The sequence below is a fragment of the Streptomyces sp. M2CJ-2 genome, assembly GCF_016757295.1.
Taxonomy (GTDB): Bacteria; Actinomycetota; Actinomycetes; order Streptomycetales; family Streptomycetaceae; genus Streptomyces.
Map to the genome: position 1 here is coordinate 16,095 of NZ_JAESIF010000039.1, position 21,953 is coordinate 38,047.

Annotated in this window: 20 protein-coding genes; 9 read left to right on the forward strand and 11 right to left on the reverse strand. The window is 70.8% G+C overall.

Annotation, left to right across the window (positions count from 1 at the left end):
* Positions 1 to 51: 51 nt before the first annotated feature.
* Entirely contained in the window at positions 52 to 639 is a 588-nt protein-coding gene (locus JL475_RS25350; protein ID WP_202280241.1) for a YdeI family protein, read from the forward strand.
* 108 nt (positions 640 to 747) lie between these two features.
* Here JL475_RS25350 and JL475_RS25355 read toward each other — a convergent pair whose 3' ends face one another.
* The 4 genes from JL475_RS25355 to JL475_RS25370 form a co-directional block, all read right to left on the reverse strand.
* The gene (locus tag JL475_RS25355; protein WP_202280242.1) at positions 748 to 2,241 is read right to left on the reverse strand and encodes a glycoside hydrolase family 3 protein; all 1,494 of its coding nucleotides are present in this window, start codon (positions 2,239 to 2,241) and stop codon (positions 748 to 750) included.
* Between the two features lie 9 nt (positions 2,242 to 2,250).
* Positions 2,251 to 3,081: a carbohydrate ABC transporter permease gene (locus tag JL475_RS25360; RefSeq protein WP_202280243.1), complete on the reverse strand. Its 831-nt coding sequence runs from the start codon at positions 3,079 to 3,081 to the stop codon at positions 2,251 to 2,253.
* Complete coding sequence (locus JL475_RS25365; protein ID WP_202280244.1) at positions 3,078 to 4,064, reverse strand: carbohydrate ABC transporter permease; 987 nt, start codon at positions 4,062 to 4,064, stop codon at positions 3,078 to 3,080. Before JL475_RS25365 ends, JL475_RS25360 begins: the two co-directional genes overlap by 4 nt.
* Before the next feature lie 88 nt (positions 4,065 to 4,152).
* Complete coding sequence (locus JL475_RS25370) at positions 4,153 to 5,427, reverse strand: extracellular solute-binding protein (protein WP_202280245.1); 1,275 nt, start codon at positions 5,425 to 5,427, stop codon at positions 4,153 to 4,155.
* 367 nt (positions 5,428 to 5,794) lie between these two features.
* Between JL475_RS25370 and JL475_RS25375 the strand changes: the two genes are divergently transcribed.
* Positions 5,795 to 6,577, forward strand: coding sequence for a GntR family transcriptional regulator (locus tag JL475_RS25375; RefSeq protein WP_202280246.1), 783 nt, complete (start codon positions 5,795 to 5,797; stop codon positions 6,575 to 6,577).
* 73 nt (positions 6,578 to 6,650) lie between these two features.
* On the opposite strand, the gene JL475_RS25380 is transcribed toward JL475_RS25375, so the two are convergent.
* From JL475_RS25380 to JL475_RS25395, 4 genes are all read right to left on the reverse strand, one after another.
* Positions 6,651 to 7,208, reverse strand: a complete 558-nt coding sequence (locus JL475_RS25380) for a TetR/AcrR family transcriptional regulator (protein ID WP_202280247.1) — start codon at positions 7,206 to 7,208, stop codon at positions 6,651 to 6,653.
* A gap of 12 nt (positions 7,209 to 7,220) precedes the next feature.
* On the reverse strand, positions 7,221 to 7,802 hold the full coding sequence (locus tag JL475_RS25385; protein WP_202280248.1) for a sugar O-acetyltransferase: 582 nt from the start codon (positions 7,800 to 7,802) through the stop codon (positions 7,221 to 7,223).
* 52 nt (positions 7,803 to 7,854) lie between these two features.
* Positions 7,855 to 9,078 carry an MFS transporter gene (locus JL475_RS25390; protein WP_202280249.1) on the reverse strand — a complete coding sequence of 408 codons (1,224 nt, stop codon included), beginning with the start codon at positions 9,076 to 9,078 and terminating at the stop codon, positions 7,855 to 7,857.
* A gap of 128 nt (positions 9,079 to 9,206) precedes the next feature.
* Positions 9,207 to 10,781: a polysaccharide lyase family 1 protein gene (locus JL475_RS25395; protein WP_202280250.1), complete on the reverse strand. Its 1,575-nt coding sequence runs from the start codon at positions 10,779 to 10,781 to the stop codon at positions 9,207 to 9,209.
* Positions 10,782 to 11,123: 342 nt separating this feature from the next.
* Between JL475_RS25395 and modA the strand changes: the two genes are divergently transcribed.
* The 5 genes from modA (at position 11,124) to glpK (ending at position 16,569) form a co-directional block, all read left to right on the forward strand.
* Positions 11,124 to 11,939: a molybdate ABC transporter substrate-binding protein gene (gene modA, locus JL475_RS25400; protein ID WP_202280251.1), complete on the forward strand. Its 816-nt coding sequence runs from the start codon at positions 11,124 to 11,126 to the stop codon at positions 11,937 to 11,939.
* Positions 11,936 to 12,799: a molybdate ABC transporter permease subunit gene (modB, locus tag JL475_RS25405; RefSeq protein WP_202280252.1), complete on the forward strand. Its 864-nt coding sequence runs from the start codon at positions 11,936 to 11,938 to the stop codon at positions 12,797 to 12,799. The genes modA and modB overlap by 4 nt, the downstream gene beginning before the upstream one ends.
* Entirely contained in the window at positions 12,796 to 13,911 is a 1,116-nt protein-coding gene (locus tag JL475_RS25410) for an ABC transporter ATP-binding protein (RefSeq protein WP_202280253.1), read from the forward strand. Before modB ends, JL475_RS25410 begins: the two co-directional genes overlap by 4 nt.
* A 188-nt stretch (positions 13,912 to 14,099) precedes the next feature.
* Positions 14,100 to 14,990, forward strand: coding sequence for an MIP/aquaporin family protein (locus JL475_RS25415; RefSeq protein ID WP_237408211.1), 891 nt, complete (start codon positions 14,100 to 14,102; stop codon positions 14,988 to 14,990).
* Positions 14,991 to 15,051: 61 nt separating this feature from the next.
* Complete coding sequence (gene glpK, locus JL475_RS25420) at positions 15,052 to 16,569, forward strand: glycerol kinase GlpK (protein ID WP_202280254.1); 1,518 nt, start codon at positions 15,052 to 15,054, stop codon at positions 16,567 to 16,569.
* Between the two features lie 27 nt (positions 16,570 to 16,596).
* Here the strand turns inward: glpK and JL475_RS25425 are convergent, their stop codons facing one another.
* Positions 16,597 to 16,788 carry a hypothetical protein gene (locus JL475_RS25425; protein WP_030931808.1) on the reverse strand — a complete coding sequence of 64 codons (192 nt, stop codon included), beginning with the start codon at positions 16,786 to 16,788 and terminating at the stop codon, positions 16,597 to 16,599.
* A gap of 163 nt (positions 16,789 to 16,951) precedes the next feature.
* Between JL475_RS25425 and JL475_RS25430 the strand changes: the two genes are divergently transcribed.
* Positions 16,952 to 18,085: a glutathione-independent formaldehyde dehydrogenase gene (locus tag JL475_RS25430; RefSeq protein WP_202280255.1), complete on the forward strand. Its 1,134-nt coding sequence runs from the start codon at positions 16,952 to 16,954 to the stop codon at positions 18,083 to 18,085.
* A gap of 218 nt (positions 18,086 to 18,303) precedes the next feature.
* Positions 18,304 to 20,292 (forward strand): ABC transporter ATP-binding protein, encoded by a 1,989-nt coding sequence (locus tag JL475_RS25435; RefSeq protein WP_202280256.1) that lies wholly within the window; start codon positions 18,304 to 18,306, stop codon positions 20,290 to 20,292.
* 160 nt (positions 20,293 to 20,452) lie between these two features.
* Here the strand turns inward: JL475_RS25435 and JL475_RS25440 are convergent, their stop codons facing one another.
* Both JL475_RS25440 and JL475_RS25445 read right to left on the reverse strand, forming a co-directional pair.
* Positions 20,453 to 20,776, reverse strand: coding sequence for a hypothetical protein (locus tag JL475_RS25440; protein WP_202280257.1), 324 nt, complete (start codon positions 20,774 to 20,776; stop codon positions 20,453 to 20,455).
* Positions 20,777 to 20,887: 111 nt separating this feature from the next.
* Positions 20,888 to 21,832, reverse strand: a complete 945-nt coding sequence (locus JL475_RS25445) for an SDR family oxidoreductase (RefSeq protein WP_202280258.1) — start codon at positions 21,830 to 21,832, stop codon at positions 20,888 to 20,890.
* Positions 21,833 to 21,953 lie beyond the last annotated feature (121 nt).

Consider the following 21,953-nt stretch of genomic DNA (forward strand, 5'->3'; position numbering starts at 1 on the left):
CGGGGTCCGTGTCGTTGACCCCGCGGACGCGGACCGGGTTCCCTGTGTGCCATGGCTGACGAAGCGCACACGGGGGATCCGGTCCTCGCCGTCGGGACGCAGGGCGACTGGGAGAAGTGGCTGGAGGAGTACCACGACGAACTGCCCGGGGTCTGGCTGCGGATCCCGAGGAAGGACTCCGGACTGCCCGGCCCCGACTACGCCGCCGCCCTGGAGTCGGCACTGTGCTACGGCTGGATCGACGGGCACAAGAAGAAGCTGGACGACACCCACTGGCTCCAGCGGTTCACTCCCCGGCAGCCGCGCAGTAAATGGTCCAGGATCAACCGGCAGAAGGCCACCGCGCTCATCGAGGTCGGCCGGATGCGGGAGCCCGGACTGCGCGAGGTGGAGCGTGCCCGGGCCGACGGCCGCTGGGAAGCGGCGTACGCGAGCCAGAGCACCGCGACCGTCCCCGACGACCTGCGAGCCGCGCTGGACGCGGTCCCGGCGGCCCGCGACTTCTTCGGCACCCTCGACAGCCGCAACCGGTACGCGATCCTCTACCGCGTGCAGGACGCCAAGCGTCCGCAGACCAGGGCGGCCCGTATCGAGAAGTTCGTCGCCATGCTCGCCGAGGGGGAGAAGCTCCATCCGTGACGACGTGACAACGTGACGCCGTGACGCCGTGACGCCGTGACCAGGTGACGGCCTGGCAGGCACCCGGAGAGGCGGTCCGGGCCCCGGGGTCCGGACCGCCTCTCCGGGTCAGCCCGCGACGACCGCCTCCGCCGCCGCCACACCGCAGACGCGGGCCGCGCCGTGCGTGGCGATGTGCGGGGTGCCGCGCGGCGCGGACTGCGGGACGCCCATCTCCACGACGACGGTGTCCGGCGCGGCGGCGAGCAGGGTGTCCAGGGCGGTGCGCATCCACGGGTGCCGGTGCTCGTCGCGGACCACGGCGACCACGCGTCGGCCGGCCGCGGCCTCGAGCACCCGCGCACCGGCGTCGGCGTCGGCGTCGGTGAAGAAGCCGGTGGTGGTGCCGGGCAGCAACCGCTCCAGCTCCGCGCCGACGCCCCAGGGTGTCTCGTCGCCGACGGCGATGTTGGCCTCGGGGCTGAAGGTGGCCGCGTACACGGGTGCGGTGACCGGTGCGGTGGGCCCGGTGCGGGTGACGGTCACCGCGCGGCGGGCCGCCGTGAGGCCGATCTCCGGTTCGGGGTCGCCCGGGGACGGGGACCGCCGCGCTTCCGCGGCCCAGCGGGCCAGCGCCCGGCCCCGCTCCGCCGCGTCGGCCAGGCGCTCCTCGGGCAACTCGCCCGAGCGGACGGCCTCGACCAGGGTGTCGCACAGCCGCCGTACGGTCTCCTCGTCGGTCAGACCGCCGCCCACACAGATCGCGTCGGCGCCGGCCGCGAGGGCCAGCACACTGCCGCGTTCGATGCCGTAGCGGCCGGCGATGGCCTGCATCTCCATGCCGTCGGTGACGATCAGGCCGTCGTAGCCCAGTTCGCCGCGCAGCAGGTCGGTCAGTGTCCGCCGGGACAACGTCGCCGGACGGTCCGGGTCCAGCGCGGGGACCAGGATGTGCGCGCTCATCACGGCGCGCGAGCCGGCCGCGATGGCCGCGCGGAACGGTGCCAGTTCGCGTTCGGCCAGCACGGCGGCGTCCGCGTCGATGCGCGGCAGGGCGAGGTGGGAGTCGACGGCCGTGTCACCGTGCCCCGGGAAGTGCTTGGTGCACGCCGCCACACCCGCCGACTGCAGGCCGGCGACGTAGGCGGCGGTGTGCCGGGCGGCCAGGCCGGGGTCGGCGCCGAAGGAGCGCACGCCGATGACCGGGTTGTCCGGGTTGGAGTTCACGTCGGCGGAGGGGGCCCAGTTGAAGTTCACCCCGCAGGCCGCGAGCCGACGGCCCAGCTCCGCGGCCACCGCCCTGGTCAGGTCGGTGTCGTCCACCGCGCCCAGGGCGTGGTTGCCGGGGAAGGAGGAGCCGGTGCGCACCTCCAGACGGGTGACGTCGCCGCCCTCCTCGTCGATCGCGACCAGCACGTCCGGGCGTTCGGCGCGCAGTCGCTCGGTCAGAGCGGCCAGTTGCCCGGACGAGGCGATGTTGCGCCCGAAGAGGCCGACGGAGGTGAGGCCCTCGCCGAGGCGGCGCAGCAGCCAGTCGGGCGCGGTGGTGCCGGCGAAGCCCGGTTGCAGGACGGCCAGGGCGTCCCGGGTGAGGGTGTCGGTACCGGTGGTGAATGTCGTCATCGGGTGGCGTTATCCCTTCACGGCGCCCGCGGTGAGGCCGCTGACGGCCTTGCGCTGCAGGTAGACGAAGAGGATCAGGATCGGGACGGCGAACAGGGAGGATGCGGCCATGGTCGCTCCCCAGTCGTTGCCGAAGACGGTCTGGAAACCGGACAGCCACAGGGGCAGGGTCTGGGCCTCGGCCTCCTTGTTGAGCACCAGCACGAGCGGGAACTCGTTCCAGGCGGTGATGAAGCCGAACAGCGAGGTGGACATCAGGCCCGGGGCGAGCAGCGGCAGGATGACCCGGCGGAACGCCTGGGCGCGGGTGCAGCCGTCGACCATCGCCGACTCCTCCAGCTCCTTCGGCACGGCGGCGACGAAGCCGCGCAGCGTCAGGATGGTGAAGGGCAGGATCATCATCGTGTAGAAGGCGGTGAGCGGCACCAGGCTGTTCAGCATCGAGGCGTCCCGCACGATCATGTAGATCGCGATGACCATGACCTCCCAGGGCGCCATCTGGGCCAGCATGAAGCCGATGACGAAACCGCGCCGCCCCTTGAACCGCATCCGCGCCAGGGCGAAGGAGCCGGCCAGCGCGATGCCCAGCGAGAAGACGACCGCGAGAACGGTGACCATCAGCGAGTTGCCGACGAACGTCCAGAAGTGGTCGACGGCGGTCGCGTTCTTGAAGTGCTCGAAGGTGACGTCGGTCGGGAACCAGACCGGGTCCTCCGCGATGATGTCGCCGGTCGGCTTGAAGGCCGTGGCGAACATCCAGTACACGGGGAAGACGAAGCCGATGAACAGGACGACGGCCGTGACGTTGGGCCAGACCCGGGCAAAGAGCGAGCGCTTCACAGCGCGGCCTCCTCTTCGTTCTCCTGCTTGAGCACAATCCTGAGGTAGTACGCGGTCAGGCCGAGCAGGATCAGGATGGTCAGGACCGCGATCGCCGCGCCCATGCCGTAGTGCTGGTTGCCGACACCCTCGACGTAGGCGTAGACGGGGAGGATCTCGGTGAGACGGTCGGGGCCGCCGCCGTTGAAGGTGAAGACCTGGACGAACGCCTTGAAGACCCAGATGATCTCCAGGAACGTCGTGGCGTAGAGGAACGGCCGCAGGAACGGCATCGTGACCGTGGTGAAGCTCCGCCAGGCACCGGCGCCGTCGAGGGACGCGGCTTCGTAGAGCTCCTTCGGGATGGTGGTGGTCGCCGCGTAGAGGTTGATCGCGACGAACGGGATGGACCCCCAGACGATCAGCAGGGTGACGACGAAGAACGTCGACATCTGGCTGCTGGTCCAGCTGTAGTCGGCCATGGAGTGCAGGCCGAGCTTGTCCAGGACCCAGTTGACGACGCCGAAGCGCTGGGCGAACAGCCACTGGTAGACCGTGGTGGCCGCCACGATCGGCATGGCCCAGGCCAGCACCAGGCCGAGCAGCAGGGTGAACCGCATCCGCCTGCCGAGGCGGGCGAGCAGCAGGCCGACCAGTGCGCCCAGGACCATGATCAGGACGACGTTGACCGCCGTGAACAGGACCGAGCGGAGGGTGACCCGCCAGAAGTCCTCGCTGGTGAGGGTCTCCTTGTAGTTGTCGACGCCGTTCCACTCGGTGACGTGCTGGATCAGCTGTGCCATGTTGAGGTTCTGGAAGGACAGCAGCACGTCCTTCAGCAGCGGCCAGCCGAGCAGCAGCACGGTGGCCGCGCAGGCGGGCAGCAGCAACAGGTACGGGGCGAGCACGCCGGCTCGCGAGGGAGGCCTGCCGGATACCACCCCGTCGTCCGCCTTGCGGAGGTCCGCCGGGCCGGAGGGCGGCCGTTCGGTCTGCACGGTCATGCTCGCGATCTCTCTTCTCGACGTACCCGGACGCGGTGCGGGGGCCGTCGCGTGGCCGGCCCCCGCTCCGGCCGGAGCGCGTGCGCTTCTACTGCTGCTGCGCCAGGCGCTTGTTGAACTCGCCCTCGACCTGCTGGGCGGCCTCGGCCGGGGACTTGCCGTTCAGCACGGCGGTCAGATACGTCTTGATCGGGTTGGGCGCGTTCTCGACCGCGGCCCACTCGGGGATCAGCGGGGTGGTGCCGCCGACGGCGGCGGCGGGGGCGGCGGCCTCGGCGGGGGCGTTGCCCTCGAGGTTGCCCTGCAGCGACTCCTTGTTGGGGATGACGCCGTTGGCCTTGGCCAGCCCGCCCTCGAACTTGTCGGACAGGGCGAGCTTCAGGAACTCCTGGGCGAGGTCCTGCTTCTTGCTGCCCGCGGCGACGGCGAGGTTGGAGCCGCCGAGGAAGACGCCCTCGGGCTTGTCGGCCGTGGCACCGGGAATGGTGAAGTAGCCGATCTCCTTCTCGATCTTCGGGTTGGCCTTGATGGCGATGCCGGCTTCCCAGCCCATGCCGATGAAGGCGCCGACATCGCCCTTGGCGAAGACCTCGCCCTGCTGCGGGGTGGCCTCGTCCTTGTCCTTGGGCGCCTTCGACAGGGCCTGGAACTTCTTGTAGGTCTCCGCGGCGGCGGCGACCTTCGGGTCACCGAGGTTGGAGACGTGCTTGTCGCCGTCCTTCTTGACCAGTTCGCCGCCCTCGCCGATCACCAGGCCGACGAAGTGGTACCAGTTCTGGCCCGGCAGGTAGATGGGCTCCGCGTCGGTCTTGTCACCGATCCTCTTGAGCGCGTCGTAGAACTCGTCGCGGGTCTTGGGGGTGTCCTCGAGGCCCGCGTCCGCCCAGACCTTCTTGTTGTAGAGGACGACGCGGTTGGCGAAGTACCACGGTGCCGCGTACTGCTTGCCGTCGTAGACGGACGACTCGTTGAGGGACTCGGTCCAGTCGGCGCCGATCTCGGACTTGAGGTCGGCGAGGTCCGCGAGACCGCCGGTCTTGGCATAGGCCGGGGTGTGGGTGTTGCCGATCTCGAAGACGTCGGGCGGGTTCTCCTCGGACAGGGCGGTGGTCAGCTTCTGCTGGATGCCGTTCCACTGCTGGACCTCGAACTCGACCTTCGCCTTGGTCTTCGCCTCGAACTCCGTGGCCAGGTCCTTCTGCCACTCGTCCGGCGAGGAGCCGTCCATCACCCACACGGTGAGCGTCTGGCCCTCGTACCCGTTCGCCCCGGTGCTCTTGCCGTCACCGTCGTCTCCCCCGCACGCGGCGACGGAGAACAACATGCCCGCGACCCCGATCGCGGTTATCAGCTTGCGCTTCACGCGCCACCCCTCCTCAGGAACGCCTTCCACACCCACGCCTTCGGCGGTGACCCTCGCAACGGCGCGGCACTCGGCGGGCTGGGACCCGGCTTCCTCTAAATGGTTTAGACCAGCAGGGGGAGCTTGGCCTAGACCTATGACCCTGTCAAGGGTCCCGCCGCCAATCCCCGGACCGCTCCCGGCGCCCCGCACGGACCTGCAAGTCCTCCCAAACGGGGACGTGTCGACGGTTGGACTAGACCAAAGAGGGGCGTGCGGTTATAACGGGACCGCCGAGTGTGCGGCGCCGAACCCGGCCGTCCGCCGATGTGCACCGCGGTCGGCGCCTGCCGCCCGCGCGCCGGACACCGCAGCCGGAAGGCAGGTCATGAGCACCGACCTCAGCAGCGCCCAGACCGTCCCGGGGACGCCGGACCGCGCCGACCGCGTACCGAAGTACTACCGCGTCAAGCAGCGGTTACTGCGGATGACCGAGGCGCGCGCGCCGGGATCGCCGATGCCGGCCGAGCGCTTCCTCGCCCTCGAGTTCCGCACCTCCCGCACCACCGTGCGCAAGGCGCTGCAGGAGCTGGTGAGCGAGGGGCGGCTGGTCCGCATCCAGGGCAAGGGCACCTTCGTCGCCCGCCCGAAGATCTACCGGACCCTCCAACTGACCTCGTACACCGAGGACATGCGCAACCAGGGGCTCACCGCCGCCTCCCGGGTCCTGAACATCGACCACATCGCGGCCGACCAGGAACTGGCGGCCCTGCTCGAGGTGGAACGGGGTGAGCGCGTCCTGCGCGTGGAGCGGCTGCGGCTGGCCGGGGGCGAGCCCATGGCGATCGAGGCGACCCATCTGTCCGCACGCCGCTTCCCCGGCCTGCGCCGGAACCTGGCCCGCCGCACCTCGCTCTACGCGACGCTCACCGAGGTGTACGGGGTGCGCCTGGCGGAGGCCGACGAGACCATCGAGACCTCGCCCGCCACACCGCGGGAGGCCGGTCTGCTCCACACGGACGTGGGCCTGCCGATGCTGCTGCTGTCCCGCCACTCACGGGACGAGCGGGGGACACCGGTCGAGTGGGTCCGCGCGGTGTACCGCGGCTCGCGCTACCGGTTCACGGCGATCCTGACGCCGCCGGCACCTCGGACGCCGTCGGCACCGTGAACCGTCCCGGTCAAAAGCCCGTGCGGCACAGTGGTCAGGACTGTGCCGCACGGGCGGCTGGGGGGGCCGCCGCTCAGGGCTCCCGGCGGTCCGTCGTGGTGATGCGGGCGATCGCCTCGAGGGTCAGGGACCGGTCGTGCGGCTCCCGCGACAAAGCACGATGGAGCGTCAATCCTTCTATGAGGGCGTCGAGTTGACGGGCGGTGTCCGGGTCGAAGTGCTTCTCGAGGTGACTGCGGCTGCGGCGCATCCACTCATGGGTGAGCTCCCGGTAGGCGGGCCGGCGGGCGGCGAGCGAGTACAGCTCCTGGGTCAGCACCAGGTCGCGCGAGCTGCCCTCGGACAGGGCGTGGACGAGGTCGGCCACGGCCGTACGGGCCTCCTCACGGCCGGCCGGCGCCGCGAGGTACGTGTCGAACACGGCGACTATGTGGCCGGTGAAGTCGCTGAACGCCTCCCGCAGCAACTCGTCGATCCCGCTGAAGTGGTACGTCATCGACCCCAGCGGCACCCCGGCCCGCTTGGCGATCTTGCGGTGGGAGACCGCCGCGAGCCCCTCCTCGGCGATGAGGTCGAGGGTGGCGGCGATGATGCGTGCGCGCCGCTGCGGGTCGGTGTGTCCGGTGGCCATGGGCGTCGCGCCTCAGAGGGTCCGGACCGGACGGGCGGGACTGCCGACGGCGACCACGTTCGGCGGCACGTCCTTGGTGACGACCGAACCGGCTCCGATCACGGAGTTGTCCCCGATGGTCACGCCGGGCAGGACGATCGCTCCTCCGCCGATCCAGACGTTGTCGCCGATGGTGATCGGCTGCGCGGCCTCCAGCTTGTCGCGCCGGGGCTGCGGTTCCAGGGGGTGCGTGGGGGTGAGGAGCTGGACGTTCGGACCGATCTGGCAGTCCTCGCCGATGACGATGGCCGCGACGTCCAGCGCGGTCAGGTTGTAGTTGACGAAGGTGCGCGCCCCGATGGTGATGTTGCTGCCGTAGTCGACGTACAGGGGCGGACGCACATGCGCCTGCTCGCCCACCGCGCCGAGCAGTTCGGCGAGGATCGGTCCCGCCGCCTCGGCGTCCTCGACGTAGGCCGCCTGGTAGCGGGCGGCCAGGCGTACCGCCTGCTGCTGGCGGCGGGCGATCTCGGGGTCGTCGGCGATGTAGAGGTCGCCCGCCTGCATCCGTTCCAGGTGGGTACGGGGGTCCTGCGCGAAGTAGTCCGTCGCCATGGGAACGACGGTACACCCGGAGCGTACGAACGTACACTCCCCGCGCCGGGGACTACCGTTTGACGCTGCCGGCCCGCAGCACCCCCGCGCACACGACCACGAGCGCGCCCGCGAGGGGCACCACCACCAGTCCCAGCCGGAGGCCGGCCTCGTCGGCGACGAGCCCGACGACCGGCGGGGAGAGCAGGAATCCCAGCCGCATCAGCCAGGAGACGATCGTCAGCCCCGATCCGGGCTTGAGGCCGGGCAGTTCGTCGGCCTCGAGCATGGCCGCGGGCACCAGCGTCGCCACGCCGAACCCGGCCGCGGCGAAGCCGAGGATCGTTCCGGGCACCGTGGGCACGGCCAGCGCCAGTCCCATGCCGACCGCGGTGATGAGGCCGCCGGCGCGGGCCACCGCGCGCTGGCCGAACCGGTCGACGAGCCGGTCGCCGAGGATCCGGCCGACGAACTGGGCGCCCACCAGGGCGATGAAGCCGGATGCCGCCAGCGCCGCCGAGGCGTTCAGCGAGTCGGAGAGGTAGAGCGCGGCCCAGGAGTTGCCGGCGTCCTCGACGAGCGTGCCGGCCGTCGCGATGAGGACGAGCGCGATCATCACGTAGCGGACGCGTGAGGCCACGGCCGGACGCCCGTTGCGCTGCGGCGCCCCGCTCCCGGCGTCCTTCTCGTCCGTGTCCTCGACCGGCTCGGTGTCGGGTCCGGGCAGGGCGAACCGCAGGGCGGCACAGGCGGCGAGACCGAAAACCACCCCCGAGATCGTCAGGTGCGCCCCGCGTGAGAGGTCGAGCGCTATGGCGGCGGCGGCCATGGAGCCGCCGGTGACGGCACCGATGGACCAGATGGCGTGGAAGGAGTTGATGATGGAGCGCCCGTAGCGGCGCTGCACCCGCAGGCCGTGGGCGTTCTGCGCGACGTCGGTGATCGCGTCCATCGCTCCGGCCAGGAACAGCGCTCCCGCGAACAGCACCACCGAAGGCGCCATGCCCGCGACGAGGATCCCCGCCCCGGTCAGCAGGGTGCTCACCACCGCCACCCGCGCCGACCCCAGGCGGCGGATGAGGACCCCCGCCGCCAGACCGGCGACGATGGCCCCCGTCGGGAACGCCGCGACGGCCAGCCCGTAGGCGGCGTTGCCGATGCCGAGATCCGCCTTGATCTGCGGATAGCGGGGCAGGAGGTTCGCGAACAGGGCCCCGTTGGTGAAGAAGAGGACGGCAACGGCTGCGCGAGCCTGCCGCTCGGCCAGGGCGGGCCGGCGCAGTACGTCAGTGGTCATGCGCCTGACCTTATCCAGGGAGCGTACGAACGTACACTCCTCTCGGACGGCACTGTCCGAAAACACGGGGCATCGGGTGCCGAGCCGGTGCACGGCACCCGATGGACGGGACGACGACTCACCCGTCCCTATCCGTTGTAGGTCTCGAACTCGGCGATCCGCGGCGTGCCGCTCGAGCCGGTGATCTCGAAGGTGATCTTGCGCAGCGAGGTCCGCGCGAAGGAGACGACGCCCGCACTGCTGCCGGAGGCCAGGACGACACCGGTGTCGTGGTCGAGGAGCCGCCAGGACCGGACGGCGCCCTCGGAACCCGACGCCTCCCGGATGTTCACCTTCGACACCGCGGTGTCGGACGACCACTTGACCGAGACGGAACCGGTCGAGCCGCTCGGCGACCAGTAGGTGCCGAGGTTGCCGTCGATCACGTTGCCGTAGCTCGTCCCGCCGGCCTTGCTGGAGCCGTCGGCACCGGCACCGCGGCTGAGGTTGGTCCCGGTGGGGGGATCCGTCGGATCCGTCGGGTCCGTCGGGTCGGTCGGGTCCGTCGGGTCGGTCGGGTCGGTCGGGGCGGTGGGGTCGGTCGGGGCGGGGTTCTGCGGCGTGCAGTTGCCGTCCGACACCTTCAGGCCCTTGTCGGCGCCCGCCGTCCGGTTCACCACGTCCGGCACGCAGTTGGCGGCGTCGAGCTTGTAGGAGTAGGGGATGGCGACCGAGGTGTTGGAGGTCGGGTTGGGACCGGCGGGCTGGTTGTCGCCGCTGCGGGCGGACCAGGTCACGTTGTCGAAGACGTTCCCGCCGACCTGCCAGTAGCCGGCTTCGCTGGTGTAGAAGGTGCCGAGGACGTCCTTGGAGTTCTCGAAGTAGTTGTTGTCCACCTTGGCGCGCGCCCCGGCCCGGGAGTTGATGCCGGAGTCGTTGAGGCGCTTGTAGTGGTTGTTGTACATGTGGGCGATGCCGCCACGCAGCAGCGGCGCACGGGAGTCGATGTTCTCGTACAGGTTGTGGTGGAACGTGATGTTGCCGTTGGAGCGGTCGCTCTCGCTGGATCCGATGAGGCCACCGCGGCCGGAGTTGCGCAGGGTGCTGTACGACAGGGTCACGTACTGGGTGTTGTCCTTCATGTCGAAGAGGCCGTCGTAGCCCTCCGACTCCCCGCCGGACGCCTCCAGGGTGACGTGGTCGACCCAGACGTTGCGGACGTCGGTCTCCATGCCGATGGCGTCGCCGCCGTTGGAGGTGGGCGAGCCGGACTTCTTGACGTTCCGGACGGTCACGTTCTGGATGATGATGTTGCGGGCCTCCCGGATGTGGATGCCCAGCTGGTCGAAGACGGCACCGCTGCCGACCCCGACGATCGTGACGTTGCTGATCTGCTTGAGCTCGATCACACCGGCGGCGGTGTTGCAGCTGCTGCCCGACACCTTGCTGGTGTTGCCGTGGTTGATGGTGCCCTGGACCTCGATGATGATCGGGGTGCTGCTGCTGGCGCGGTTGCACAGGGCGGTGTGGATCGCGGTGCCGGTGGCGGCCCGGACCGTCTGCCCGCCCGCGCCGCCGGTGGTCCCGCCGTTCTGGCTCGCGTAGCCGGTGGCACTGCCGGTCGCGGCCGACGCCGAGGGCATCGCCACCACCAGTCCGGTCGCGGCCGCGAGGGCCGCCGTGGCCAGCGTCGCGTGGAACCGCAGTGCTGCTGATCTCTTCATGCGGGGCTCTCCCTGTTCACTTAAAGTCATGGGCATGTCATGCAGGGTGCCGTCGAACGCCATCGACTCGATGGAAAGCGCTTTCTCGCCGCGAGAATAGGGTGCCTCCATCCGGACTGACAAGGCTCCGGACGCCATGAGTGCGCCCTTTCGTATCTCATACACCAGATGCCGACCACCTTCCTTCTGAAGTCGCACATACAGCCCTGGCGCGTGATCTGGGCAGCACGTGCGCACAGACAAGGGATTTCCCCCTCGCATCTGCGGCAGTATGATCAGTGGACGCGTTCCCCTGGACCGGCCCGTGAGAAGCAAGCAGTAGGCAGAGGGAGAAGCCCTGTGATGACCCGTCCCGCTCCCCGGACCCGTCGGACGAGGCGGACGGCCGGCGCGGGCGCCGCCGCGCTGCTGGTCCTGGGCGCCGTGACCGCCTGCTCGTCGTCCTCCGCCGCCCCCTCCTCGGGCTCTTCCTCCGGCGAGTTGTCCGGCACGGTGACCGTCTTCGCCGCCGCCTCCCTCACGGAGAGCTTCACGGCGCTGGGCGAGGAGTTCGAGAAGGAGCACCCCGGCACCGAGGTCACGTTCAACTTCGGCGGCAGCGACGGTCTCGCCGCCGGGATCGCCAGTGGCGCCCCCGCCGACGTCTTCGCCTCCGCCAGCCCCGGGACGATGAAGACCGTCACGGACGCGGGGGGCGTTTCCGGCACCCCGGCCACCTTCGTCCGCAACCGGCTGGAGATCGCCACCCTGCCGGGCAACCCGAAGGGCGTCTCCTCGCTGAAGGACCTGACCGGTTCGAAGCTGAAGGTCGTCCTGTGCGACGAGGCGGTGCCGTGCGGGGCCGCCGCGCAGAAGGCGCTAGAGGCCGGCGGTCTGGAGCTCACCCCGGCGTCGTACGAGCAGGACGTCAAGAGCGCCCTGACGAAGGTCGAACTGAAGGAGGCGGACGCCGCCCTCGTCTACCGGACCGATGTGCGCGCGGCGGGTGACAGGGTGGAGGGCGTGGACTTCCCCGAAGCCGCGCAGGCCGTCAACGACTACCCGATCGCCCTGCTCGAGGACGCGCCCAACGCCAAAGCCGCCGAGGCGTTCATCGCGCTGGTGCGATCCGAGGAGGGCCAGAAGGTCCTGGCCGACGCAGGGTTCCTCACGCCGTGACCCCCACGGGCACCCCGGGCCCCTCGGCCGCCGCCCGCAAGGGCTCCGGTCCGCGGCTCCGCCGCACACCGGCGGGCGGCGGCCGGGGTGTACCGCTTCCGCTGCTGCTGCCCGCGCTGCTCGGTCTGGCGTTCCTGCTGGTGCCGCTGCTCGGCCTGCTGGTCCGGGCCCCGTGGCGGAGCCTGCCCGAGCAGTTGACCAGCCCCGAGGTGTGGCAGGCCCTGCGGCTCTCCCTGGTGTGCGCCACCGCGGCGACGGCGGTGAGCCTGGTCGTCGGTGTACCGCTGGCCTGGCTGCTGGCCCGTACGGAATTCCGCGGCCGCGGTCTGGTCCGGGCCCTGGTGACGCTGCCCCTGGTGCTGCCCCCGGTGGTGGGCGGTGTGGCCCTGCTCATGGCACTCGGCCGCAACGGCATCGTCGGGAAGTGGCTGGACGCCTGGTTCGGCATCACCCTGCCCTTCACGACCGCCGGCGTGGTGCTCGCGGAGGCGTTCGTGGCGATGCCGTTCCTGGTCATCAGCGTCGAGGGCACCCTGCGCGCCGCCGACCGGCGCTACGAGGAGGCGGCGGCCACCCTGGGCGCCTCCCGCTTCACCGCGTTCCGCCGGGTCACGCTGCCGCTGATCGCGCCGGGCGTCGCGGCGGGCTCCGTGCTGGCCTGGGCGCGGGCACTGGGCGAGTTCGGGGCGACGATCACCTTCGCCGGCAACTTTCCCGGCCGCACCCAGACCATGCCCCTCGCGGTCTACCTCGCCCTGCAGAGCGACCCGGAGGCGGCCATCGCCCTCAGCCTGGTCCTGCTCGCCGTCTCGATCGCGGTGCTGGCCGGCCTGCGCGACCGCTGGTTGACCGCGTCATGACCCGAACCGGCAGGCCCCGGCACGACCTCACCGGCGAGGGCCCCACCGGCGACGGCCCCGGCGCCCCCGGGCCCGAGGGCCTCGACGCCCGTCTCGTCGTCGACCACGGCACCTTCCGCCTGGACATCGCGCTCACCGCCGCCCCGGGCGAGGTCGTCGCCCTGCTCGGCCCGAACGGCGCCGGCAAGAGCACGGCGCTGCGCGCCCTCGCGGGCCTCGCGCCCCTCACCGCCGGCCGTCTGCACCTGGACGGTGCGCGGTTGGACCGTACGCCACCCGAATCCCGCCCCGTCGGCGTCGTCTTCCAGGACTACCTTCTCTTCCCTCACCTGACCGCGCTGGACAACGTGGCCTTCGGCCCCCGCTGCCAGGGCGCCACGAAGGCGCAGGCACGGGCGACGGCCGCCGAGTGGCTGGAGCGCATGGGTCTGGCGGACCACACCGGTACCAAGCCCCGTCACCTCTCCGGCGGTCAGGCCCAGCGCGTGGCGCTCGCCCGCGCCCTGGCCACCGGTCCCCGGCTGCTCCTCCTCGACGAACCCCTCGCCGCCCTGGACGCCCGCACCCGTCTGGACGTACGCGCCCAGCTCCGGCGCCACCTGGCCGCGTTCGAGGCCGTGGCCGTCCTGGTCACGCATGATCCGCTGGACGCGATGGTGCTGGCCGACCGCCTGGTGGTCGTCGAGCACGGCAGGGTCGTCCAGGAGGGGACGCCCCAGGACATCGCCCGCCGCCCGCGCACCGACTACGTCGCCCGACTGGTCGGCCTGAACCTCTACACCGGCCGGGCCCGGGGCCACACCGTGCGGTTGGATTCCGGTCCGACGCTCACCACCACCGAGGACCTCACCGGTCAGGTCTTCGTCGCGTTCCCGCCCGGCGCCGTCACCCTCCACCGCGACCGCCCCACCGGCTCCAGCGCCCGCAACCTCTGGCACGGCGAGGTCACCGGTATGGAGATCCACGGCGACCAGATCCGCGTCGCCCTCGCCGGGGAGCTCCCCCTGACCGCCGACCTCACCGCGGTCGCCGCCGCCGAACTCGGCCTGCACCCCGGCACGGACGTCTGGGCCACGGTGAAGGCGGCCCAGACCCACGCCTACCCGGTCTGACGGCGGGCTCTCGACCCGCCCACCGGCTGACGGCCCCCGGCTCCGGCCCTTCACGACGGGCGGCGCGGAAACAGCGCATTACTCCATGGGAGGGAATTCCGGTACCGCGCAGGCGAGGCGCCGCTGATGGCCATAGGCTTCCGGTAATGGGGAGGGCAAGACTGCGCCATTCCAGCCGAGGAGAACCGATGGCTGAAAGAGTTGCCCGCCGACGCGGCTATCGCGAAGGCCTCGCCGGCGAGATGATCGCGGAATTCCTGGGAACATTCGTCCTGATTCTCCTGGGCACCGGATCGGTGGCCGTCGCCGTTGTCGGCCTGCCCGGATCAGGTCGAGAAACGGTGGCCTTCGGTCCCGCCAACTGGATCATCATTTCGTGGGGCTGGGGTCTCGCCGTGGTGTTCGGTATCTATGTGGCCGGCGGTATCAGCGGGGCCCACATCAATCCCGCGGTGACGCTGGGCTTCGCCGTCCGGCGGGACTTCCCCTGGCGGAAGGTCCTGCCCTACTGGCTGGCGCAGGTCGCGGGGGCGTTCGTCGGCGCCGCGCTCGTCTACGCGTCCTACCGGTGGGCGATCGACTCGGCCAACACCAAGGCGGGAATCCCACGGGACGAATCACTGGCGACATACTCGATCTTCGCCACGTTCCCCGCCGAATACTTCGGAAATTCCTGGTGGGGCCCCCTGCTCGACCAAATCATCGGCACCGGGATTCTGCTGCTGCTGATCTGCGCACTCATCGACACCCGAAACCTGGCCCCCGGGTCCAATCTCGGCCCGTTCCTCATCGGCCTGATCGTCGTCGGGATCGGTTTCACATTCGGCACCAACGCCGGGTATGCGATCAATCCCGCCCGAGATTTCGGCCCCAGACTGTTCACCTATTTCGAAGGCTGGGGCTCCATTGCCCTACCCGGAACCTTCGGCTGGTTCAGCAACTATTGGTGGATCCCCATTGTCGGCCCCCTCATCGGCGGAGTCATCGGGACCCTCGTGTACGACCTGCTCATCAGCCCGGTGCTCAAGGCCCGGCTCAGTGCGGCCGAGGAAGGTCCGGCCACCGAGGAGCCCTCCTAGCCCTGCCACGGGCGGGCACGCCCGCATCCCTTCCCGTACGACCACGAGGAGAGTGGCCGCGATGCCCGAATTCGTCGGCGCGGTGGACCAGGGCACCACCAGTTCACGCTTCATGATCTTCGACCACGACGGAAACGAGGTGGCGAAGCACCAGCTCGAGCACCGCCAGATCCTGCCGCGGCCGGGGTGGGTCGAGCACGACCCGGTGGAGATCTGGGAGCGCACCAACACGGTGATCCAGAACGCCCTCCGTGCCGGGAACCTGTCGGCCACCGACCTGAAGGCCATCGGCATCACCAACCAGCGCGAGACCACCGTGGTCTGGGACCCGCGCACCGGCCGCCCGTACTACAACGCCATCGTCTGGCAGGACACCCGCACCGACGGCATCGCCGCCGCCCTCGAGCGCGAGGGCCACGGCGAGGTCATTCGCCACAAGGCCGGCCTGCCGCCGGCCACCTACTTCTCCGGCGGCAAGATCAAGTGGCTGCTGGAGAACGTGGACGGACTGCGCGAGGCCGCCGAGGCGGGCCACGCCCTGTTCGGCAACACGGACGCCTGGGTGCTGTGGAACCTCACCGGCGGGCCGAACGGCGGAGTGCACGCCACCGACGTGACCAACGCCAGCCGCACCATGCTGATGAACCTGGAGACCCTGGACTGGGACGACGAACTGCTGGGCGTCTTCGGCGTCCCGCGCGCGATGCTGCCGGCCATCAACCCCTCGGCCCATCCCGAGGCGTACGGCCAGGCCCGCACCTCGCGGCCGCTGAGCGCCCCCGTTCCGATCACCGGCGTACTCGGCGATCAGCAGGCGGCGACCGTCGGCCAGGTCTGCTTCTCCCCCGGCGAGGCCAAGAACACCTACGGCACCGGCAACTTCCTGGTGCTCAACACCGGTACGGAGCTGGTGCGTTCGCAGCACGGGCTGCTGACGACGGTGGCGTACCAGTTCGCCGGCAGCCCGGCGGTCTACGCGCTGGAGGGATCCATCGCCGTCACCGGCGCGGCCGTGCAGTGGCTGCGCGACCAGTTGAAGATCATCACGAGCGCCCCGGAGAGCGAGCGGCTGGCGCGTTCGGTGGAGGACAACGGCGGGATGTACTTCGTGCCGGCCTTCTCCGGCCTGTTCGCCCCGTACTGGCGTTCCGACGCCCGCGGCGCCATGGTCGGCCTGGCCCGGTACAACACCGGGGGCCACATCGCACGGGCCACGTTGGAAGCCATCTGCTACCAGAGCCGTGACGTGGTCGACGCCATGGAACAGGACTCGGGCGTGCACCTGGACGTGCTCAAGGTCGACGGCGGCGTGACCGCGAACGACCTGTGCATGCAGATCCAGGCGGACGTGCTGGGTGTGCCGGTCAGCCGTCCGGTGGTCGCCGAGACCACCGCGCTGGGCGCCGCCTACGCCGCCGGGCTCGCCACCGGGTTCTGGCGCGACACCGACGAACTGCGTTCGCACTGGCAGGAGTCGAAGCGCTGGAGCCCGGCGTGGAGCGAAGAGCAGCGCCAGGACGGCTACCGGGACTGGAAGCGCGCCGTGGAACGCACCCTGGACTGGGTCAAGGTCACCTGACCTGAGGGCCGGCAGCCGACGCGGCTGTCAGCGGTCGGCGATGTCCTCGCGGAGGCCGTCGGAGAACTCCCACCATGACAGGGGGAGCCAGTCGCCGTTGACGAAGGCGTCCACCGTCGCGCCGCGACCACGGACCGTCACGGTCGTTCCCGGCGGGTACGTGGTGCCGGACAACCCCGGCACGGGGACGAGCAGGGTCCCCAGCCTCTGTGCTGCCATGTTCCACCACTCCCTTCTCGGCGCGGCGCCGGAGATTCATATATCCGGAGAGTACCGGTTTGCCCGATCGAGTAGACCGGAGAATCATGAGACATGAGTCACGCGGACAGCGGGCGGGGGCGTGGCCGTCGCACACGTATGCCACCGAGTGGAGGTCTCAGCCATGAAGGCCGTCGTGTACAAAGAGCCGTTCAGCGTCGCGGTCGAAGACGTCGAGAAGCCCAGCATCCAGCATCCGAACGATGTGATCGTACGAGTCACCTCCACCGCGATATGCGGCTCCGATCTGCATATGTACGAGGGCCGCACCGCTGCCGAGCCCGGCATCGTCTTCGGCCACGAGAACATGGGAATCATCGAGGAGGCCGGCCAGGGCGTCACCTCGCTCAAGGAGGGCGACCGCGTGGTCATGCCCTTCAACGTCGCCTGCGGCTTCTGCACCAACTGCGTCGAGGGCTTCACCGGATACTGTCTGACCGTCAACCCGGGCTTCCCGGGCGGCGCGTACGGCTACGTCGCCATGGGTCCCTGGAAGGGTGGCCAGGCCGAGTACCTGCGCGTTCCCTACGCCGACTTCAACTGCCTGAAGCTGCCGGAGGGACAGGAGCACGAGACCGACTTCATCCTGCTCGCGGACATCTTCCCCACGGGCTACCACGGCTGTGAACTCGCCCAGGTCCGCCCCGGCGAGAGCGTCGCGGTGTACGGCGCGGGACCGGTCGGCCTGATGGCCGCCTACTCGGCCCTGCTGCGCGGCGCGAAGAAGGTGTTCTCCGTGGACCGGGTCCCCGAGCGGCTGCAGAAGGCCGAGGAGATAGGCGCGATTCCGATCAACTTCGCCGAGGGCGACCCGGCGGAGCAGATCAAGGACCAGACCGAGGGCATCGGCACGGACAAGGGCGTCGACGCGGTCGGCTACCAGGCGTCGGCGCACGGCGCGGACCACGAGGAACCGGCGACCGTCCTGAACTCGCTCGTCGGTACGGTCCGGGCCACCGGAGCACTCGGCGTGCCCGGCCTCTACGTCCCGTCCGACCCCGGAGGCCCGGACGAACAGGCCAAGCGCGGCATGCTCCTCGTCGCGATCGGCAAGCTCTTCGAGAAGGGCCTGCGGATGGGCACGGGGCAGTGCAACGTGAAGCGCTACAACCGGCAGCTGCGCGACATGATCATCGAGGGCAGGGCGAAGCCCAGCTTCGTCGTCTCCCACGAACTGCCCCTGGACCAGGCGGCGTCGGCCTACGACAAGTTCGACAAGCGCATCGAGGGCTACACCAAGGTGGTGCTGCACCCGTAACACCACGACGCTCCGGCCCGGGAAGCGAAAAGCGTGAGCACCGAACCGCTCGAGTGCTCACGCTTCTCCCTGCCGCCACGGGGTGATCAAGGCGGGGGTGTGCGCGGGCGCGTGCCCGGGGGTGTGCAACCGGCGGCGGTGACTGCTCCCTGTTCAAAGGGACGGCCACCGCGCAACTCTCTCTGGCGAACTGCGAATTCACCCCCGGGAGGCGCACGGTGAAGAGGTTCTTCGGGAAGGTCCGGCCGGCCGAGCCGGAGGTGTCCGAAGCAGAACGCGAACTGTTCGGCGGCCCGCTGCGCTACGACATGGGCTGGTCCCGACACGAGAACGCCCAACTGGACCTGACCCTGGTGTCCGCGCTCCGGTCGATGCCGACTCTGGTCGGCGCGACCCTGCGCATGGCGTGGAAGGCGGACCGCCGGGCCCTCATCGCCGTCGGGATCAGCGAGGTCGGGCAAGGCATCGCCGCTGCCGTCGGACTGCTCGCCGTCAACGCCGTCATGCACGCCCTCCTCGGCTCCGGCAGCGCCGTGGAACGGCTGCACGCCCTGTTGCCCGGTCTGCTCGCCGTCGCCGCGGTCGCCGTCGTCAACTCGGTTCTCGCCGGGTGGTCCACGTCCCGGGCGGGCCGTCTGGAACCGCTCGTCGAGCGGATCGCCACCACCCAGTACCTGGCTGCCGCCGTCTCCGTCGAGCTGGAGGCCATCGACGACCCGGACTTCCGCCGCCTGATCGACATCGCCCAGTACGGCCCGGCTTCCGCCCGCCGCATGATCAGCGCCTGTGTCGCCGCGCTGAACAGCACCATCTCCCTGGTGGCCACGGCCGGCGTGCTCACCGTCCTGCACCCGGCGCTGCTGCCCATGCTGATCCTCATCGCCGCGCCGCGCGGCTGGGGTGCCATGCGCGTGGCCCAGGAGCGCTATGTGTCGGTGATGAGCTGGGTCGAGCACGTGCGGGCCAGTCGCCTCATCGGCAATCTCCTGACCGAGCGCACCGCCGCCCAGGAGGTGCGCATCCACGGTGTCGGTCCTTTTCTGCTGAGCCGGTACAAGCGCATGGCCCGGAGCGCCGAGGCCGAGCAGGAGCGGCTGGCCTCCAGCAAAGCGGTCACCGAGTGGGTGGCCGCCGCGCTGTCCGGGATCGCGATGGCGGCCACCTACGGAACCATGATCTGGCTGATCATGAGCGGACACATGAGCCTGGCGGTGGCCGGCACCGCGGTGATCGCCGTCCGCTCCGGCTCGGCGAGCCTGGGCGCCCTGGTGATGAACATCAACACGCTGCACGAGGAGTCCCTCTACGTCCGCGATCACGGACGCTTCCTGACCGAGGCCGCCCGGCACGCCCTCCCCCGGACCGGCGATCCGGTCCCGAAACGGGTCGAGCAGGTCTCCCTCGACCGGGTCACCTACCGCTACCCCGACCGCGAGGCTCCCGCGTTGGACCGGGTGACGCTCACCCTGCCGATGGGCTCGGTCACGGCCGTGGTGGGCGAGAACGGTTCCGGCAAGAGCACCCTCATGAAGATCCTCTCGGGCCTGCTGCTGCCCCAGGAGGGGATCGTGCGGTGGGGCGACTCGGACCTCGCCGGCCTGGAACGCTCCCAGGTCTTCGACCGCGTCGCACTGCTCACCCAGGACTTCCAACGCTGGCCGGTGACGGCCGCGATGAACATCCGCATCGGGCGCCCCGACCACGACGCCTCCTCGAAAGACCTGCAGGCGTCCGTCGACTACGCGAGGGCCGACTCGGTCGTCGCCAAACTCCCCGACGGGCTGCAGAGCCTGCTGGCCCGCGTGTTCCGCGGAGCCGTCGAACTGTCCGGCGGCGAATGGCAGAAGATCGGCCTGGCCCGCACCCACTGGCGCAGCTCCACCTCGCCGGCGGACAGCGTCCTCATCGTGGACGAACCCACCTCCGCCCTCGATCCGGAGGCCGAGATCGAGGCGTTCGACCGCATCCGCCGGCTCGCCGCACCGAACCGCGCCGTCGTCCTCGTCACGCACCGCATGTCCGGCGTCCGCCACGCCGACCGCATCTACGTCCTGCACCAGGGGCGTCTGGTCGAGTACGGCAGCCACGACGAACTCATGGCCGCCCGAGGGCGCTACGCCGCGATGTTCGACGCCCAGGCCGCCCAGTACGTCCCCGTCGGCGCCATCCCGCGCCCCGCCTCACCCATCGTCGCGGACCCCGCCTGAAAGCTCCGCCCGGAAGACCCGCTCACCGAGCCGGCCCCTGCTCCCACCACCCGGCGGCTCCGCGGCCGAGGCCCGGACCACCCGTGACCGGCGTCCAGCCCGCGACCGGCACCCAGCCCGCGAACCGAGCAGCCGACCCGGCCCAGGCGCTGCCAGCGCCTCAGCGCGGCGCGTCCGCGTCGAGCCGCGCCGACCCCTGCTCCCACCGCTGACGGCGGTCGCTCCCGGACTGCTCCCACCACGGCGTACCCCGCGTCCCCGACGCCACCTTCGCCCGGTGGACGCGGGCGCGTGCGGAGCGTTCGGCTCGGGCGTCCCCCGCGGCCGTCGCGGCCCGCACCGCGCGCCGGGCCGCCATGAGGTGACGGCGCAGACGGGCCGCGGTCTCCTCCGGAACGGAGGGATCCGTCGCCCGCCGTCTCCGTCCCCGGACGACGACGAAGTGCCCGTCGAGGGTCTTCTCCGGGGCCCGGCCCGCGTCCATGGCGTCCCTTGCGCCCTCGCCGTCTCGCTCGGCTGTCCCGGTCGTCCGGTCGAAGCGACGAGGACACCGTTCATCAGGGCATTCGACCGGAACCGTCCGCCGCCAGAGCTCCTACTCCCGTCCCGGAGCGGTTTCGGAACGGGTGGTGGACAGGAACGTCTCCCAGTCGGCGCGGCCGCCCTCGCCCAGTACTCCGACGTCGGCCCCGAGGTCGCCGGTGGACGGCTCCCGCAGTTCACGGCGGGCGATGCGGGCGACCACGGACGGGAAGAGCGGTCGCAGAGGCTGGCACCAGCGCAGCCACGGCGGGGCGTAGACGTGCCGGGCGCGGTGTGCGATGCCGGTGGCGAGCCAGTCGGCCACCTGGTCGGGGCTGTGCACCCGGCGTGCGAACCACGGCTGATGCCGCCGCAGGGCCCGCAGGACCGGATGGTCGTCGATGCCGACCACCATGTCGGTGCCGGTCCAGTGGAGGTAGGCGATGCCGACGGCGACCCCGTCGGGCTCCACCTCACCCCGCAGGGCCTGGGCGAAGGACTCCGCGCCCGCCTTGGAGGCGCAGTACGCGCTCATCATGGGGGCGGACCCGAAGGCGGCGGTCGAGGCGATCTGCAGGAAGTAGCCGTGGGCGCGGGTGAGCTGCGGCAGGAAGGCCCTGGCCGTGTTCGCCGACCCGACGAGGTTGACGTCGACGACGCGCCGCCACAGGTCGGCCGCCGTACGGCTGAAGGGGCCGCCCGCGGCGATCCCCGCGTTGGCCACGACGACGGCGGCCGGCCCGAGCCGCTCCTCGACCTGCCGCGCGGCCTCGTCGAGCGCGGCCTGGTCGGTCACGTCCGTCTCGACGCAGAGGCTCGGAGAGGCCAGTGCGGCCGCCGCTCGGGCGAGGGTCTTCTCCTCGCGGCCCAGCAGGGCGATGCGCATGCCGTCCGCGGACAGGCGCCGGGCGAGGGCTTCGCCGACGCCGCGGGCCGCCCCGGTCACCACGGCGACGCGCCCGTGCAGGGGGCTGTCGTGAGCCACGGTGTGTACGCGTGTGCCGGTGAAGGTGCGCATGCGTTCCTCTCCTCTCCCCCGCCCGTCACGGGCGTCACAACACCCTGCTCCCGTCGGCCTCGCCGACGGGAATCGAGCGTCGTACGGGCGTCAGGAGTCCTGACGGCCGGGCAGCACGCAG

What these genes read in the sequence shown, in the direction of transcription:
- JL475_RS25390 (WP_202280249.1), bottom strand. Translation starts at nt 9,078, where the DNA reads ATGACCACTGACGTACTGCGCCGGCCCGCCCTGGCCGAGCGGCAGGCT.
- JL475_RS25380 (WP_202280247.1), bottom strand. Translation starts at nt 7,208, where the DNA reads ATGGCCACCGGACACACCGACCCGCAGCGGCGCGCACGCATCATCGCC.
- glpK (WP_202280254.1), top strand. Translation starts at nt 15,052, where the DNA reads ATGCCCGAATTCGTCGGCGCGGTGGACCAGGGCACCACCAGTTCACGC.
- JL475_RS25415 (WP_237408211.1), top strand. Translation starts at nt 14,100, where the DNA reads ATGGCTGAAAGAGTTGCCCGCCGACGCGGCTATCGCGAAGGCCTCGCC.
- JL475_RS25385 (WP_202280248.1), bottom strand. Translation starts at nt 7,802, where the DNA reads ATGGCGACGGACTACTTCGCGCAGGACCCCCGTACCCACCTGGAACGG.
- JL475_RS25445 (WP_202280258.1), bottom strand. Translation starts at nt 21,832, where the DNA reads ATGCGCACCTTCACCGGCACACGCGTACACACCGTGGCTCACGACAGC.
- JL475_RS25430 (WP_202280255.1), top strand. Translation starts at nt 16,952, where the DNA reads ATGAAGGCCGTCGTGTACAAAGAGCCGTTCAGCGTCGCGGTCGAAGAC.
- JL475_RS25410 (WP_202280253.1), top strand. Translation starts at nt 12,796, where the DNA reads ATGACCCGAACCGGCAGGCCCCGGCACGACCTCACCGGCGAGGGCCCC.
- JL475_RS25395 (WP_202280250.1), bottom strand. Translation starts at nt 10,781, where the DNA reads ATGAAGAGATCAGCAGCACTGCGGTTCCACGCGACGCTGGCCACGGCG.
- JL475_RS25440 (WP_202280257.1), bottom strand. Translation starts at nt 20,776, where the DNA reads ATGGACGCGGGCCGGGCCCCGGAGAAGACCCTCGACGGGCACTTCGTC.
- JL475_RS25425 (WP_030931808.1), bottom strand. Translation starts at nt 16,788, where the DNA reads ATGGCAGCACAGAGGCTGGGGACCCTGCTCGTCCCCGTGCCGGGGTTG.
- JL475_RS25365 (WP_202280244.1), bottom strand. Translation starts at nt 4,064, where the DNA reads ATGACCGTGCAGACCGAACGGCCGCCCTCCGGCCCGGCGGACCTCCGC.
- JL475_RS25355 (WP_202280242.1), bottom strand. Translation starts at nt 2,241, where the DNA reads ATGACGACATTCACCACCGGTACCGACACCCTCACCCGGGACGCCCTG.
- JL475_RS25375 (WP_202280246.1), top strand. Translation starts at nt 5,795, where the DNA reads ATGAGCACCGACCTCAGCAGCGCCCAGACCGTCCCGGGGACGCCGGAC.
- modA (WP_202280251.1), top strand. Translation starts at nt 11,124, where the DNA reads ATGACCCGTCCCGCTCCCCGGACCCGTCGGACGAGGCGGACGGCCGGC.
- JL475_RS25350 (WP_202280241.1), top strand. Translation starts at nt 52, where the DNA reads ATGGCTGACGAAGCGCACACGGGGGATCCGGTCCTCGCCGTCGGGACG.